This window comes from Streptomyces alboniger (genome assembly GCF_008704395.1).
Lineage (GTDB): Bacteria > Actinomycetota > Actinomycetes > Streptomycetales > Streptomycetaceae > Streptomyces > Streptomyces alboniger.
This window is the reverse complement of the sequence record NZ_CP023695.1, coordinates 4772339-4788676: the sequence shown is the minus strand read 5'-3', so window position 1 is coordinate 4788676 and position 16338 is coordinate 4772339. Positions and strand designations below refer to the sequence as shown.

Genomic DNA, 16338 nt, shown 5'->3' with positions numbered 1-16338 from the left:
TTCCTAGCTTCGGCGGTCACGGGATAAGAACCTTTCGTCCCTCAATGCGGTAGCCGTGCCGGGCCAGACGCCCCACGACATCGACGAGCAGCGTGCGCTCGACTTCCTTGATGCGCTCGTGCAGAGCGCTCTCGTCGTCCTCGTCCCGGACCTCGACCACGCCCTGGGCGATGATCGGGCCGGTGTCGACGCCGTCGTCGACGAAGTGGACGGTGCAGCCGGTGACCTTCACGCCGTACGCGAGTGCGTCGCGCGCGCCGTGGGCCCCCGGAAAACTGGGCAGCAGCGCGGGGTGCGTGTTCACGAACCGCCCGCCGAAGCGCGCGAGGAACTCCTTCCCCACGATCTTCATGAACCCGGCGGAGACCACCAGGTCGGGCTCGTAGGCGACGGTCGCGGCCGCGAGGGCCGCGTCCCACTCGTCACGGGTCTCGTGGCCCTTCACCCGGCAGACAAAGGTCGGGATCCCGGCGCGCTCGGCGCGCTCCAGACCGGCGATGCCGTCGCGGTCGGCGCCGACGGCGACGATCTCGGCCCCGTAGGCCCGCGGCCCCTCGGCGCGGATGGTGTCGATCAGGGCCTGGAGGTTCGTGCCCGACCCGGAGACCAGTACGACGAGTCGCTTGGGGCGCGCGACCACAGCGCTCTCGGCCACAGAGCTTTCGGCCACGGCTGGGGCCCTTTCTCGGAAGGTGCGTCTTTGTACGGTCGTACGAAGGCTTCGTGCCCCGCGATACGGGGAACTCTACGAAGCGGCCGACCGCCAGCAACGATACCGGCACCCGGAACCGCCCCTCACGGGACGGGGGCGCGGCCTAGAGGTAGCGTCTGGTGGAGAAGGCGCCCTGAATACCGAAGCACGCCGAGTTGCCGAGCCGCGCGACGGCTCCTCCACGGCCCTACCAAGGGGAAGACGCACACCTGATGCCGGACCGTAGCCGCCCTTCGTCTCCACCGCAGGACTCCGACTCCCAGGGACCGGAGTCCCGGGGCGCGGGCTCCCAGGGAACGGGCAAGGACGACGACAACCCCTTCGCGCCGCCGCCGGAGGGGACGCCGGACCGGCCGTGGCAGCCGCGCCCCTCGGACGGCTCCTCGCCCGCGCCCGACGGCTCCGGTGAGGGCCACGGTTCCCCCTGGGGCAGCCAGTGGAGCGACCGGCAGCCCGGCCGTTCCCCGGGCGGTTTCGGCGAGCGGCCGCGCCAGCAGGGCGGCCCCGGCCAGGACGGCCCCTCCGGTTCCGGCGGTGGCCTGCGCTGGGACCCGACGGACCCGGCCCAGCGCCGTGCGCGCTACGCCCTGCTCTCGGGCATGTGGGCCTTCTTCTTCGCGCTGTTCGGCTGGCGGTACGTCGCACTGCTGCTCGGCGCGCTCGCGCTGAACTGGGCCATCCAGTCGCTGCGCGCGAAGCCGCGTACGCCGGACCCGACGGCACCGGCCGCCACCGCCCCGGCCGCCACCGCCCCGGCCGCCACCGCCCCGGCCGCCACCGCCCCGGGCGGCGCGCCGCAGGCGCCCGCGACCACTCGGCCGCAGACGACGGCCGCGATCAGTGGCCTGGTCACGGGGGCGCTGGCGCTGCTGATGGTGGCGGGGACGTTCACGGCGCAGCTGGTGTACCGGGATTACTACACGTGCGTGGACGACGCGCTCACCAGCACGTCGAAGCAGTCGTGCGAGGAACTGCTGCCGAAGCAGTTGCGTCCACTTCTGGGCGAAGAGGACTAGCGCGCCCTCCGGCCCCTTCGACTCGGGCCCGCCCCACTCCGCGACGCGGGGGGGGGCGGGTCTTTTGCGTTGGGGGGGTGGGGTGCGTCCGGGCGGGCGGCCGCTCGGCTTGAGCGGGGCGAGCCTGGCTGTCTGCCTGTCTGCCAACCCGCCGGGCCTTCAGGGCGACTCGGGCGGCCGCTCCCCCGCCTCCTTCAGGGCACGCCAGCGGGCCTCGCGGAACGCGTCGTCGTGCCAGGGGGTCTCGTCGTCGTACGGAGTGTCGGAACGCTTGGCGCGCGGGGGCTTCGGCTTCTCCGGGAGGAAGGCGTACGGCTCGAAGTCGGGTGGGGTGGGGTCGGGGGTCGGGGCTGTCGGGGCTGTCGGGGCGTCTGAAGGTGGCGATGCCGCTCCGGCCGCGGGGGGTTCCGGGGCGAGGCGTGCGCCAGGCGCTAGGGGGGGTTCGGGCGGTTCAGGGAACGGCGAGGCGGTCGGCTCCGCAGGAGGTTTTGGGGATGGTGAGGTGGCGGGGGGTTCCAGGGACGGTGACTCGGCGGAGGGTTCCGGGGGCAGTGACTTCGCGGAGGGTTCCGGGGGCAGTGACACCGCGGGGGTCTCCGGGGACGGCGGGGTATCCGCGGGGGGCTCCGGGGACGGCGGAGTGTCCGCGGGATCCGAGGCTCGCCAGGGGAGCCTGACGCGGGGCAGTCCTCGGCGCGGCCGCTCGCCGCTCGCCGCTCCGGGCCGCGGCAGCAGCCCTCGCCGCGGAGACAGTGACGCGGCACCGGCGGCCGCCTCCGCGTCGGGTACCCCGGCCTCGGTCTCAGCCCCATCCGAGGCCCTACGCCCGGCGCGAGGGGACACATCGGCATCAGACGGCCCGCCCACGGACCCGACCTCACCCGAAGCTCCGTACACACCCCCAAAAGACGCCCCCACATCAGACACCTCAGCCTCAGCTTCAGCCCCACCCCGGCCCGCGACTAGGCCGGCAGCAGCCCCAGGGAACAACCCCACCTCGGACAACCCAGCCTCAGCCCCCGACCCACCCAAAGCTCGGCCGCCACCGCCGGGCGACTCACTCACGCCAAACAGCCCCGCCTCGGAGTCAAACCCACCCGACCCCCGACGCCCCACACGCGAAGACCCACCCGCATCAGACGGCCCGACCACAGACCCGAACTCACCCGAACCTCCGTACACACCCCCAAGAGACGCCCCCACATCAGGCAACCCAGCCTCAGCCCCACCCCGGCCCGCGTCTCGGCCGGCAGCAGCCCCGGGGAACAACCCCACCTCACGCAACCCGTCCACGGGCCCGTGCTCACCCGGGACTCGGCCCGTACCCCCGGGAGGCGCCCCCGCCTCGGCCCCAGGACCGTCCACCACCCCGGGCGTCCCCGCCCGCAACCGCCAGCCCCGCAGGCCCAACGCCCCCCGCGCCCCGGCCCCCGCACGTCCGGAGACGTTCCCCGCGTCGGGCGGCCCGGACGCGGGGCCAGGCACCCCCGCCTGGGGCGTCCCTGCCAGGCACCGCGCCCTCGCCAGGAACCGCGACCCCGCCCGTGAACGCACCCGCCACCCCCGCATCGCCAACGCCCCCGGCACGCCCACCACCGCGGTCCATGCCAGTGCCGCCGCGCCCGTCTGCCACCACACGGGGCCGAAGTCGGCCAGTACCGCCGCGCCCATCGGGCCGCCCGCCAGTGCCGCGAGGGCCGCCGTCGTCGCCCCGCACAGCACCGCCGCCACCGCCGCGCCCGCGGCGGTCCTCCCCGGTGACCAGGCATCCTCCCGTTCCCCGAAGGCGGGTGCCGCCAGTTGGACCGTGCGCCAGGCCACCGCGAGGCCCGCGGCGACCGGCACCGCCCCGGCCGCCCACGTGAGCGGCGAACCCGGCCCCGCCGATGGCACCGCCGCGAACAGCGGGAACGGCGGAAGCAGCGGTACCGCGTCCGCCGCGAGGGGGCTCACCACGCTTCCCGTGCCGAGTACGAAGCCGGGGCCGAGGCCGTACGCCGCGCCCCACACCCCCGCGTTCGGCATCAGCGCGAGCGTCAGCAGCAGCACCGCGAACCGCCCCGACCACACGTCGGTGACCTGAGCGAACGACTCCCGTACGGGCCCCATGTGCAGCACGAGCGACACCGCGACCAGCAGCGCGCCGCCCACGACGAGCACCGCCGCCCCGCTCACCCCCGCCCGCGCGACGGCCAGAGTCCTGCCTCGCACGAATGCTCCTCGTACGCAGTGAGCCCGTACCCCTCGGGGCAGCACGGCGAGCGCGGGCCGCAGGAAGTGCGGGAGCGGCCCGCGCGGGTGGCCGTACGCCGCCCACACCCCGAGCGCCGCCGCCCCGGCCGCCAGCGCCGGCACGTGGATCGCCGCGCCGAGCAGGTCGGGGCGCAGTTCGCCGCCCGTCGCGTACAGCGCCGCCGCGGTGCCGACCAGCAGATAACCGCTCACCACCCCGCACCAGACGGTCCGTGCCGGAAGCCCCCGCTCCTCGGGAGCCGTCGCGTCCCGCGCCGCGCGGTACACGAGCCAGCCGGGCAGGAGGGTGAGGAGCAGCGGCGTCACCCCGACCGGCGCGGGCGGCCCCGCGAGCGTGTCCGTCCTGATCAGGTCCGTGCCGTGCGCGAGCAGCCACAGCGCCGCCGCGACGTGCAGCGCCCCGTCGGGACCGCTGTCCGGGTACGGCGAGCTGATCCACAGGACGATCACCAGGACGGCGAGCGAGCCGAGGCCGAGGCCCGCCGCCACGGCCCCGCCCGCCAGGCAGGTGGCGAGGCCGGGAGAACGTTCACGGGTGCGTTCACGCGACAGCAACGGCGGCGGCGAGGCGCTGTGATCGGTCGTCTGGGTCACCCGGCCATGCTGCCAACGACACGCGCTTTCTTCCCGTAACAGGCGAATATCGGATGTGTCGCTCAATATACGTTTATGTACTTTTTCGTACGGCGGATCGGCTGCGCCCGGCCGCCCGCCGCACGTCGGCCCACGCTGCGGAGAGTCCGACATGCCCCAGAGCCCTGCCACGTCTCTGCCGTCCCCCAAGGAACGCCGCAGGCTGCGCGAGGCGAAGTCGCTGAGCCATGCCGATGTCGCCGCGAAGCTGGGCGTCACACGCGAAACGGTCCGTCTGTGGGAGAAGGGCCGCACGCACCCCCGGGGGCGCTCCCATGAGGCGTACGCGAAGCTCCTGAACTCCCTCGCCAAGACCGAGGAGCGCCCCCAGGAGCGGCCCGCGCGGCGGCACGCGCAGGCGCCGCCCACGGACGGCGCCCGCTCTACGACGAGACCCGAGCCCCCGGTCAAGCGCGCGGCGAAGCCGCAGACCCCGACGGCGGTGGCGTCGAGCCCGGCCGCGGTGAGCGGCCACGCCCACCACCCGTCACCGTCACCGCCGCCGCCCCTGCCCGACCCCGAACCCGAGGCTGAGCCCGAGTGCGGCCCCGACCACGAACCCGGCTCCGGCCCCGAGCCCAAGCCCGAGCCCGAGCCGGAATCTTCGGCCGATCCCACCGCCGCGCCCGCCCCCGATCCCGCACCCTCCCGGCCCCGCACCCCGGCCCACGCCTTCGACGCCCTCTGCGCCCACACCGCCCCCACCCTGGTACGCCAGGCCTACGTGCTCACGGGGCGTCGGACGCTGGCCCAGGAAGCCGTGGAGCGCGCCTTCCAGCAGGCGTGGTTCCGCTGGCCCGAGGTGGCCGTGGACCGCGACCCGGCGGGCTGGGTCCGTGCCGTCGTACACGAGTACGCAATGTCGCCCTGGCACCGTTTCCGCCCCTCCCTGCGGCACTCGGACGCCCCGCCCGCGGAACCGGCCGACCGCGCCTTCCTCGACGTACTGCTGAGCCTGCCGCCCGCCCAGCGCCGCACGCTGCTGCTCTACGACGGCATCGGCCTCGACCTGCCCGAGACCGCGGCCGAGACGGAGGCGAGCACGCCCGCCGCCGCGTACCGCCTGCTGCACGCGCGCGAGGTGGTCGCCGAGCGGCTGCCCGATCTGGCGGACCCCGGGACGCTGCACCGGCGCCTCGCCGAACTGGGCGGCGCGGAGAAGCTCCGGCCGCCGACGCCGGAGCGGGTCAGGATCACCGGCGAGCACCGCGCCCGCGTCTGGACCCGCGCGGCCATCGCCCTCACGACCCTGATCATCGGCGCCACCGCCCTGACCCTGAGGACGGCCCCGACCCACTACGAGCCGCCGCAGGCCCCGGGCAGGGCCATCAGCGGAGTTCCGCCCCGCATGGGGCCGGGCCCTCTCTCGTACGAGGACGAGGAACTCCGCGAGAAGCTCCGCTCCTACGTGCCGAACGGCCCCCACCGTCTGCTCCCGGAGCCGAAATAGCCTCCCTCCGGCCCACCCAATAGAAAGCGGGCCCGCGCCTCAACAGAGGTGCGGGCCCGCTTTCGAACAGCAGGACGAGCAGGGCGGAGAGGGTCAGCCCGCGAGGATGGCCCTCGCCAGCTTCGCCGTCTCGGTCGGCGTCTTGCCGACCTTGACGCCGGCGGCCTCAAGGGCCTCCTTCTTGGCCTGCGCGGTGCCGGAGGAGCCGGAGACGATGGCGCCGGCGTGGCCCATGGTCTTGCCCTCGGGCGCCGTGAAGCCGGCGACGTAGCCGACGACCGGCTTCGTCACGTTGGCCTTGATGTAGTCCGCCGCACGCTCCTCGGCGTCGCCGCCGATCTCACCGATCATGACGATCAGGTCGGTGTCGGGGTCGGCCTCGAACGCCTCCAGGGCGTCGATGTGCGTCGTACCGATGACCGGGTCGCCACCGATGCCGACGGCCGACGAGAAGCCGATGTCACGCAGCTCGTACATCATCTGGTACGTCAGCGTGCCGGACTTCGAGACCAGGCCGATGCGGCCCGGCTTCGTGATGTCGCCCGGGATGATGCCGGCGTTCGATTGGCCCGGGGTGATGAGACCGGGGCAGTTCGGGCCGATGATGCGGGTCTTGTTGCCCTTCGACTTCGCGTACGCCCAGAAGGCGGCGGAGTCGTGGACGGCGATGCCCTCGGTGATGACGACGGCGAGGGGGATCTCGGCGTCGATCGCCTCGACGACGGCGGCCTTGGAGAAGGCCGGCGGCACGAAGAGGACGGAGACGTTGGCGCCCGTCGCCTCCATGGCCTCCTTGACCGTGCCGAAGACCGGCACCTCGGTGCCGTCGAAGTCGACCTTCGTGCCCGCCTTGCGCGGGTTCACGCCGCCGACGATGTTGGTGCCGTCACCCAGCATGAGCTTGGTGTGCTTCATGCCCGTGGCACCGGTCATGCCCTGGACGATGACCTTGCTGTCCTTGTTGAGGAAGATAGCCATGGTGGTGTCTTAACCTCTTCCCTTACTTCGCAGCCGCGAGCTCGGCGGCCTTGTCGGCCGCGCCGTCCATGGTGTCCACGCGCTGTACGAGCGGGTGGTTGGCGTCGCTCAGGATCTTGCGACCCAGCTCCGCGTTGTTGCCGTCGAGGCGCACGACCAGCGGCTTCTCGACCTTCTCGCCCTTGGAGGCGAGCAGTTCCAGGGCCTGCACGATGCCGTTGGCGACCTCGTCGCACGCGGTGATGCCACCGAAGACGTTGACGAAGACGGACTTGACGTCCGGGTCGCCGAGGATGATCTCCAGGCCGTTCGCCATGACCTCGGCGGAGGCGCCGCCACCGATGTCGAGGAAGTTGGCGGGCTTCACGCCGCCGTGCGCCTCACCGGCGTACGCGACGACGTCGAGGGTGCTCATGACGAGACCCGCGCCGTTGCCGATGATGCCGACCTCGCCGTCGAGCTTGACGTAGTTGAGGCCCTTGGCCTTGGCAGCAGCCTCGAGCGGGTTGGCTGCGTCCTTGTCCTCAAGAGCCTCGTGCTCCGGCTGGCGGAAGTCGGCGTTGGCGTCCAGGGACACCTTGCCGTCCAGGGCCAGGATCCGGCCGTCCTTGGTCTTCACCAGCGGGTTGACCTCGACGAGGAGCGCGTCCTCGGCGACGAAGGTGTCCCACAGGGTCACCATGGCCTCGGCGACCTTCTCGGCCACCTCGGCCGGGAACTTCGCCTGCGCCACGATCTCGCGGGCCTTCTCGATGTTCACGCCCTCGACGGCGTTGACCGGGACCTTCGCGAGGGCCTCGGGGGTCTTCTCCGCGACCTCCTCGATGTCCATGCCGCCCTGCACCGAGGCCATGGCCAGGAAGGTGCGGTTGGTGCGGTCGAGGAGGTACGAGACGTAGTACTCCGCCTCGATCTCCGGGGACAGCTCGGCGATCATCACCTTGTGGACCGTGTGGCCCTTGATGTCCATGCCGAGGATGTCCGTCGCACGAGCGACGGCCTCGTCCGGGTCCGCCGCCAGCTTCACGCCGCCGGCCTTGCCGCGGCCGCCGACCTTCACCTGCGCCTTGACGACCGACTTGCCGCCAAGACGCTCGGTGGCCTCGCGCGCCGCCTCAGGCGTGTCGATGACTTCACCGGCCAGCACCGGTACACCGTGCTTGGCGAAGAGGTCCCTCGCCTGGTACTCGAACAGGTCCACGCGCGTCCGTCCCTAATCCGTGATCTCGCTGCGATCTCGCTGCTTTGGTGTCAGCTGTCTGCGTGGGCGTGCCGCGGAGGGCAACGTGACTGCGCTGTCACAAGGGAGGCGTAGGACGGAGTCCAGTACGCGGCATGTCCGTCTCGCAGGTTATCGCCGTGGGACGTGGGTCCCTAAATCGCAGATCACATTTGGGCGGTGATGACGGTCACAGATCGCGGCCGCGAAACGCCGACGGGCGGCCCCTGTCACACCAGAGGCCGCCCGTTTGCTCCCGTTGCTCCAGCGAGCGGGCGCTGTACGGGGCAGCGATCAGACGCCGTACGGGGTGTACGAGGCGACCGAGTCGTACGTCGGCACGTAGCTCGGCGTGACGTCGTCGGCCACGCCCCGGACGCCGCCGACGGCGTTGCCCGCGAGGGTCTGGGCATGGGGCGCGACGGTGGCGCCGGTCAGGTCCCGCGCGAGCGGCTGGACCTGCGAGGTGACGCCGCCCGCGAAGGGCTGGACGTCACCGGTCACGCCCCACGCCAGCCCCTCGGCGCTGCCGCCGACACCCTGTACGACGGGCCGCACCTGGTCGGTGACGGTCCGCACGACCGGCGCGACCGAGCCGACGACACCGTCCGCGAACGGCTGGACGTCCTCGCCCACGACCGTCCGCGCGAACGGCGGAACCTCGCCTACGACCCCGCCCGCGAACGGCAGCACCTCACCGGTCACGCCCCGCGCCAGGCCGGACAGGTCCCCGACGGCCTGCCCGGCGACCGGCACGACACCGTCGACGGCGGTGGCGGCGACGGGCGGCAGCACGGAGGCGGCGGTCTCGTCGACGATGGGGGTGGCGGTGCGCTGGGCCCGGCCGGGGGCCTGAGCGGCGGCTCGGGTGGCGGTGTCCTGGACCTGGGCGAGGTCCGGCGCGAAGGCGGAGAGGGGGCCGAAGAGGTAGTCGACGTCGTCGGAGACCTTGGCCTTGGCCTTGGCCTGTGAGACCGCGCCGTCGGCCTGTGCGAGCTTGCCCTGCGCCTTGGGGAGCGCGTCCTCGGCCGGTGAGACCCTGCCCTGCGTGCCGGATGCCACGTCCTTCACGTCGGAGGCCTTGTCCGGCACATCGGCGACGTCGTCGTCGGTCACGTCGGCGACACCACCCGTGACGTCGGAGACCGCGTCGGACGCCTGGTCCGGCACCGCGACGGAGTGCTGGGGCAGCTCATCGGCGCTGGCGACGGCGGAACCGAGGGCCCAGGCCCCGGTCACACCTGCGGCTATGACGATGGAACGGCGGATGTTCTTGTTCATGCTGACGTCAGATCCTTCGAATTCGTGCTCTGGCTGTGGATCCGGTCCGGAGATGTCCACGGACCGGCGGGCAGACCTGTTCCGCCCCCGCGCGGCAGGTCATCGCGGGGAAAGGGCTGCCCTAGCCAGGGAATTCGGGAATGTCCCGGTGTCTGTCACGCGTCGGGAAGGAGCCCGCGGAAAGACCGGGACCCGCGAGAAGCCGAACCGGCGCCATGCCGGAGAGCGCGGCCGCCTGCACATCGCCGCCGAACCGCGAAGCGCCACCGTCAACGGCGGTGGCACCGCCGAGGCTCCCGCCGGGAGCCCCGGGCGCGGGCGCGGGCAGCGGCTCAGAGCCCGGCCCCGGCCCGCCCACGTCCGCGACCGCGTCACGGTCACCGTCCCTGTCGGGGCCGTGACAGGAACCCAGGCCCCCGCACCAGCTGCCGGTGCCATACACGGCGCCATGCGCGGTGCCGTACTCGGCGCGATCCGAGGACTCAGCCCCCGCCCCGCCCGACAGCCCGGCACGATGCACCGGCCCCGGAACGGAACCGCCCTCGCCCCGCGGCTCGGCCTCGACCTCAGGGTCGGGCGCGGGAGCCGGGGCAGGCGTAGGAGTCGGGGCAGGCGTAGGAGTCGGGGCAGGCGTAGGAGTCAGGACGGGGAGGGGGAGAGGGAGGGTGGCGGGCGCGGGCGCGGGCACGGCGCCCCGGCCAAGGCGGACGCCAGGCGACGGCAACGGCAACCGCTGCTCGGGGAGCAACTCCCCCTGGGGCGGCGCCTTGCGCAAGGCAGCGACCATGTCGTCAACACCCTCGCCCACGGAACGCACGGCGCTCCGCTCGATGCTCCGCTCAGCGCTCCGGACGACAGGCTTCACCACCGGCTCGGCGACGGCCCGCGGCACGGGCTGGACCCGCTCCACCGGCCGAACCGGCCCGTCCGCCGCCTGCGCCCGCTCCCCGAAGAGGAACCCGATGACGAGCAACCCCCCGAGCAGCATGGCCACTCGCAGCGCACGCCGCCCGGCCACCGCGCGCACGAGGCGCACGACGGCTCCGGACGGAACAGCTGCGGAAGCGGGGTTCAAGACGAAGAGGTTCCTCTGCACGGCGGGGGGGGGAGGAGGGAAGGAGGGCGGGAGCCGGAACGTGCGCCCGTGTTCGGCACGTACGCCGCGTTCAGCACGTACGCCCGAGTTCGGAACGTACGCCCGTGTCACGGAGCCGCGACAGCGGAACGCATCATTCCGCACGCCCGGCGCGTCGATCCTCGCACGGAACGCCCGCCCTCGCGCAAGCCCTCTGCACCCGATGCACAGTCATGTCCGGTTCCCCACCGCCGTGTCCGGTATGGGCAGTGGCCGCCGCTCGATCGCCGCGGCCATCACCTCCGGGAAGAGGTCCGGCGTACAGGCGAAGGCGGGCGCGTCCAACGCGGCGAGCGCCGCCGCGTGCTCGCGGTCGTACGCGGGCGTCCCTTCGTCGGAGAGCGCGAGCAACGTCACGAACTGCACCCCGGACGCCTTCATCGCCGCGACCCGCTTCAGCATCTCGTCGCGTATGCCCCCTTCGTAGAGGTCGCTGATGAGGACGACGACGGTGTCGGCGGGCCGGGTGATCTGCGACTGGCAGTACGCGAGGGCGCGGTTGATGTCGGTCCCGCCCCCCAACTGCGTGCCGAACAGGACATCCACCGGGTCGTCGAGCTGATCGGTGAGGTCGACGACATTCGTGTCGAAGACGACGAGCCGCGTGGTGAGTGACCGCATCGAACCGAGCACCGCGCCGAACACCGAGGCGTAGACGACGGATGCCGCCATCGAGCCCGACTGGTCGATGCAGAGGATGACTTCCTTCTTCACGGACCGCTCCGCCCGTCCGTACCCGATGAGCCGCTCGGGCACGATCGTCCGGTACTCCGGCAGGTAGTTCCCGAGGTTGGCCGCGATCGTGCGGTTCCAGTCGATGTCGTGGTGACGGGGCCTGCTGACGCGCGCGCTGCGGTCGAGCGCTCCGGTGAGCGTGGAACGGGTCCGCGTCGCGAGCCGCTTCTCCAGGTCCTCGACGACCTTGCGCACGACGGCCCGCGCGGTTTCCTTGGTGGTCTCGGGCATCGCCTTGTTGAGGGAGAGCAACGTGCCCACCAGGTGTACGTCCGCCTCGACGGCCTCCAGCATCTCGGGCTCCAGGAGCAGCGTGGAGAGTCCGAGCCTGGCGATGGCGTCGCGCTGCATGACCTGGACGACGGACGAGGGGAAGTACGTCCGTATGTCCCCGAGCCAGCGCGCCACGGACGGCGCCGACCCTCCGAGCCCCGCCGAACGCTCCCGCCCCCGGCCGCCCTTCTCACTCCCCACCCCGTACAACGCGGTGAGCGCGCCGTCCATCGCCGCGTCCCGCCCCGCGAGCGCACACCCGGTCCCCTCACCGCCCTCCCCACCCAACACAAGCCGCCACCGCCGCAACCGCTCTCCCCCCACCTCCCCGAGGCCACCCCCCACCCCGCCCCCAATCCCACCAGCGGCCACCCCGGCCACGTCAGCTCCCGCGCCAGCCCCTGCACCGGCTCCCGTGGCAGCCCCAAGCCCATCAACTGCCGCTCCACGCACATCAGCCCCCGCGACACCCCCCGCCCCGGCCACGCCCGCTCCCGCCCCCAATCCGTCATCTACCGCGCTGAACCCACCAACTGCCGCCCCCGAGACGCCAATCACCCCGACCTCACAAAACCCCGCCCCGACCACGCCAACCGCCGCTCCGAGCCCCCCAGCCGACGCCCCGCCCACAACAGCCCCCGTCCCGGGCCTGTCACCCCCTGCACCGGCCATGGCAGCCCCCGCCTCGAACCCGTCACCCCCCGCACCAGCCACAGCAACCCCCGCCTCGAACCCGCCGACCTCCACCCCAGCCACGTCAAGCCCCACCTCAAACCCACCGACCCCCACACCAGCCACGTCGGTCGCCCCCAACACCTCGCTCGCCCCACCCGTCCCAGTCATCCCGCCACCCCCACAAGATCTCGGCCGCCCACCTGCACCACATCCACCGGCACCCGCACCATCAGCACCACGGCACCCGCCCAGTCCCACCAACGCCGAACCGCGAGATGCGCCGCCCCCACCACCCATCCGCCACCCCAATCACCCCGCCACCCCCGCCATCCCCGTCACCCCACCGCCCCCACCAGCCCCTCCCTCCCCGCCGGCGCCTCGCCGAGCAGCGCCCGCACCGTCGCCACGACCGCGTCCGCCCGCGCTGCGTCGATCTCCTCGGCGAAACCGGGGACGCCGCCCCCTCCCACCGCGACCCCGCCCCCGGCCGGTCCGCGTCTCACCAGTTCCCCCAGCGTGCGCCGCACCCCCGGCTCGTACTCCGAGAACGTGCGGCGCAGCAACGGCAGTACGTCGATGAAGGCGTCGGCCGAGACCCCGCTCAGCCAGTCGTCCACAAGGCCGAGGAGCCGGTCGTCGTGGACGAGCAGCATTCCGCCACCGGATCCGCCCCCGACGAACCCCTCGATCCAGGCGGCTCCTTCCGCCGGGTCGCCTCCTCTGGACAGCGCGAGCCCCATGAGCCGGGCGACCGCCTCGTCCGCCAACTCCCCGCCGTCCAGCAGCAGCCGCACACCACGCCCCCGCACAACCCCGGCGACGGCCTCCCGCCGCGCGAGCACGCGCAGCACGGAAACCCACCGGGCCCGCACCCCCTGGGAACCCGCCCCGCCGGAGCCCGCATCCGGCGTCAACTCCCCCAACATGCCCACCGCCTGGTGAACCGCGTCGACATGCCCCCGCATCTCCAGAGCCGCCTCCGCGCCAAGCCCCGTACAGGCGGGCGGCAACCCGACGAAGAGCCGCTCGGCGAGCCCGAGAGCCACCTCGCCGAGAGCGGCCGTGTCCGTCCCCCGCACGTCGCCGTACCGCAGCGACCGCACCAGCGCGGGCAACGCCTGTGCGAGGTGCCCGACGTCCGCGTCCAGCGCGGCCCGGTCCGCGAGCACCCGCATCACCACGGGCAACGCGTCCGGCAACGCTGCCAGCAGGCACCGCTCGGCGAGCGCCGTGACGTCGGCGAGGCCCGCCGCGCCGACCGCGTCGGCCGTCGCCTTTCCGGTGGCCGCGCCCAGCACCGTGGTCCCCCACACCCCGGCCTCCGCGACCCGTACGGAAAGCTCCGGCTCCCACCGCAGCCGCCAGGTCTCCCGGAACGTCCCCGTGCTCCCCCGGGACCGCACCGGCTCGCCCCAGCCGATACCGAGGAGCCGCAGCCGATGCAGCAGCGTGCTGCGGGCCGCGTCCGTCTCCTTGCGGAGGTCCAGCTGCAGCTCCCGCTCCAGGGCGTCCGGCTTCAGCCGCAGCTTGCGCTGGAGGCGGGTGAGATCGCGCTGGAGCGGCACGGCGGGGGCCGCCTCCGGGACCTCCCCCAGCACATCCCCGACGACGAGCTTGTCGTGCACGAGGGCGAGCGGTACGTCCGAGCCCTCGCACATCACCGCCCGCACCGCATCGGTCGTCTCGGTGAGTCCGGCCAGCGGCCGCCCCCGCATCGCGGCGAGCGTGTCGGCGAGCCGGACGGCCTCGATGACGTGCGCGGACGACACGAGCCGGTCCTCCTCGCGCAGCAGCCGAGCGACCTTTGTCATCCAGCGCTCGACCGGCCGGTCCGGGGCACCGAACAGGTGGCCGTACCAACCGGGGGACGAAACGCCCGCCCCGTACCCACTGGCGCGGGACAGCCGGCGGTTCGTCCAGGGCACCCACGTCATCTCGGCCCTCACCTTGGGAAGACCCTTGAGCAGCGCCCGGTCGGCGGCCACGGCGACCTTGCGCCGCAGCGCAGGCACGTGCCAGGCCCCGCACACCACGGCCACCCGGTCCGGACCGAACTCCTTCTGCGCGGCCCGCATACGCAGCCGCATATGGGCCTCGCGTGCCAGGTCGCGGCCGTGCCCACCGTCCCCGTAGGCCTCGCGCAGCGCCCCCATCGCCTCGCCCAGCGCCTCGAACGGCGCGAACGCGTCACCGCCCCCCGCCCGGTGTTCGACGGCGTCCTCCCACCAGCGCTCGGGATCGTCGTACCCGGCGGTCTCGGCGAGCACGGCGAGCGGATCGATCCGCACGGCGTCCTCGCCCCCGGAGGTTGGATCACCCTCTTCCTCGTTTCGTGCCAGCGAGTTCGCGGCCGGCAGGTCGATGAAGCGGACCGGCACCCCGCGCCCGACGGCCCACTGGATGGCCACCCACTCCGGGGAGAACTCGGCGAGCGGCCAGAACGCCGAGCGGCCCGGCTCGTCCACGACGTGCGCGAGCAGCGCGACCGGCGGCCGCATGCCCTCGTCGGCGGTGAGGTGCACCAAGGAGTCGGCCTCCGGCGGCCCTTCGATGAGGACGGCCTCGGGCCGCCCCTCGTCGAGCGCGGCCCGCACCGCACGGGCCGACCCGGGCCCGTGGTGCCGCACCCCGAGCAGCAGCGTCCCCCCGGCCGCGGCCCCCGCCCGTACCCCCGTCACGCGCTCACCTCCCGGCACGCGCGGTAGAAGTCCTTCCAGCCGTCACGCTCACGGACGACCGTCTCCAGGTACTCCTGCCAGATCACGCGGTCCGCCGCGGGGTCGCGCACGACCGCGCCGAGAATGCCGGCCGCGATGTCCCCGGCGCGCAGGACGCCGTCGCCGAAGTGGGCCGACAAGGCCAGTCCGTTCGTGACGACGGAGATCGCCTCTGCCGTCGACAGCGTGCCGCTGGGCGACTTCACCTTCGTACGCCCGTCCGCCGTGACGCCGTCGCGCAGCTCGCGGAAGACGGTGACGACACGGCGTATCTCGTCGATGCCCTCGGGTCCCGTGGGCAGGTCGAGGGAGCGGCCGATCTGGTCGACGCGGCGGGAGACGATGTCGACCTCGGCCTCGGCGCTCTCCGGCAGGGGCAGGACGACGGTGTTGAACCGGCGGCGCAGGGCGCTCGACAGATCGTTGACCCCGCGATCGCGGTCGTTGGCGGTGGCGATGAGGTTGAAGCCCCGCACGGCCTGCACCTCCTGGCCCAACTCCGGGATGGGCAGGGTCTTCTCCGAGAGAATCGTGATCAACGTGTCCTGCACGTCGGCGGGGATGCGCGTCAGCTCCTCGACGCGTGCCGTCATCCCCTCGGCCATCGCCCGCATGACGGGGCTGGGCACGAGCGCGTCGCGGCTCGGGCCGTGGGCGAGGAGCTGGGCGTAGTTCCACCCGTACCGGATCGCCTCCTCCGGTGTGCCCGCCGTGCCCTGCACGAGCAGCGTCGAGTCCCCGCTGACCGCGGCGGCCAGATGCTCCGACACCCAGGTCTTGGCGGTGCCGGGCACACCGAGCAGCAGCAGGGCCCGGTCGGTGGCGAGCGTGGTGACGGCGACCTCGACGATGCGGCGGGGCCCCACGTACTTCGGGGTGATCACGGTGCCGTCGGGCAGCGTGCCGCCGAGCAGATACGTCGCCACGGCCCACGGGGAGAGCTTCCACCGCTGCGGCCTCGGCCGGTCGTCCTGCACGGCGAGCGCGGCCAGTTCGGCGGCGAAGGCGTGCTCGGCGTGCGGCCGCAGCACCCCGGCCGGATCGGCGGTCGCGGACGGATTCGCGGTCCCGGCCGGATTCGCGGTCGCGGACGTCGTCGAGTCGACGGAAACGGTCATGGAGCGATCCCCCTCCAGCTCCTCCGGGCACGTCTGGCCCGGATGTGTCTCCACCGTGCACCACGCCACTGACAATCGACCCTCACACGCCTCTGAGCTGCATGGATACCCGGAGCCGGGTCGATTGTCAGTGGCGGGACCTA

The 16338-nt window shown here is 73.2% G+C and carries 10 protein-coding genes; 2 read left to right on the top strand and 8 right to left on the bottom strand.

Annotated elements, in window-relative coordinates:
- Positions 1–16 precede the first annotated feature (16 nt).
- Positions 17–670 (bottom strand): phosphoribosylglycinamide formyltransferase, encoded by a 654-nt coding sequence (purN, locus tag CP975_RS21480; RefSeq protein WP_425474266.1) that lies wholly within the window; start codon positions 668–670, stop codon positions 17–19.
- Positions 671–924: 254 nt separating this feature from the next.
- Between purN and CP975_RS21475 the strand changes: the two genes are divergently transcribed.
- Complete coding sequence (locus tag CP975_RS21475; RefSeq protein WP_246201584.1) at positions 925–1728, top strand: hypothetical protein; 804 nt, start codon at positions 925–927, stop codon at positions 1726–1728.
- 159 nt (positions 1729–1887) lie between these two features.
- Here the strand turns inward: CP975_RS21475 and CP975_RS36395 are convergent, their stop codons facing one another.
- Positions 1888–4575, bottom strand: a complete 2688-nt coding sequence (locus CP975_RS36395) for a cell division protein PerM (protein ID WP_150477231.1) — start codon at positions 4573–4575, stop codon at positions 1888–1890.
- A 151-nt stretch (positions 4576–4726) separates the two neighbouring features.
- Between CP975_RS36395 and CP975_RS21465 the strand changes: the two genes are divergently transcribed.
- Entirely contained in the window at positions 4727–6064 is a 1338-nt protein-coding gene (locus CP975_RS21465; protein ID WP_150477230.1) for a helix-turn-helix domain-containing protein, read from the top strand.
- Positions 6065–6157: 93 nt separating this feature from the next.
- Here CP975_RS21465 and sucD read toward each other — a convergent pair whose 3' ends face one another.
- From sucD to CP975_RS21435, 6 genes are all read right to left on the bottom strand, one after another.
- A complete protein-coding gene (gene sucD, locus CP975_RS21460) occupies positions 6158–7042 on the bottom strand; it encodes a succinate--CoA ligase subunit alpha (protein WP_030779547.1) in 885 nt (294 codons plus the stop codon).
- Positions 7043–7064: 22 nt separating this feature from the next.
- The gene (gene sucC / locus CP975_RS21455; protein ID WP_055534521.1) at positions 7065–8243 is read right to left on the bottom strand and encodes an ADP-forming succinate--CoA ligase subunit beta; all 1179 of its coding nucleotides are present in this window, start codon (positions 8241–8243) and stop codon (positions 7065–7067) included.
- 312 nt (positions 8244–8555) lie between these two features.
- On the bottom strand, positions 8556–9542 hold the full coding sequence (locus CP975_RS21450) for a hypothetical protein (protein ID WP_055534519.1): 987 nt from the start codon (positions 9540–9542) through the stop codon (positions 8556–8558).
- 1306 nt (positions 9543–10848) lie between these two features.
- Positions 10849–12057 carry a VWA domain-containing protein gene (locus CP975_RS21445; RefSeq protein WP_150477946.1) on the bottom strand — a complete coding sequence of 403 codons (1209 nt, stop codon included), beginning with the start codon at positions 12055–12057 and terminating at the stop codon, positions 10849–10851.
- A 638-nt stretch (positions 12058–12695) separates the two neighbouring features.
- On the bottom strand, positions 12696–15038 hold the full coding sequence (locus CP975_RS21440) for a DUF5682 family protein (RefSeq protein WP_246201583.1): 2343 nt from the start codon (positions 15036–15038) through the stop codon (positions 12696–12698).
- Positions 15035–16195, bottom strand: coding sequence for an ATP-binding protein (locus tag CP975_RS21435; protein WP_150477229.1), 1161 nt, complete (start codon positions 16193–16195; stop codon positions 15035–15037). Before CP975_RS21435 ends, CP975_RS21440 begins: the two co-directional genes overlap by 4 nt.
- Between the last annotated feature and the right edge of the window lie 143 nt (positions 16196–16338).

Bases quoted from the DNA above. Each gene is read 5' to 3' on its own strand.
- CP975_RS21465 (WP_150477230.1), top strand. From the start codon at position 4,727: ATGCCCCAGAGCCCTGCCACGTCTCTGCCGTCCCCCAAGGAACGCCGC.
- CP975_RS21450 (WP_055534519.1), bottom strand. From the start codon at position 9,542: ATGAACAAGAACATCCGCCGTTCCATCGTCATAGCCGCAGGTGTGACC.
- CP975_RS21475 (WP_246201584.1), top strand. From the start codon at position 925: ATGCCGGACCGTAGCCGCCCTTCGTCTCCACCGCAGGACTCCGACTCC.
- CP975_RS21435 (WP_150477229.1), bottom strand. From the start codon at position 16,195: ATGACCGTTTCCGTCGACTCGACGACGTCCGCGACCGCGAATCCGGCC.
- sucD (WP_030779547.1), bottom strand. From the start codon at position 7,042: ATGGCTATCTTCCTCAACAAGGACAGCAAGGTCATCGTCCAGGGCATG.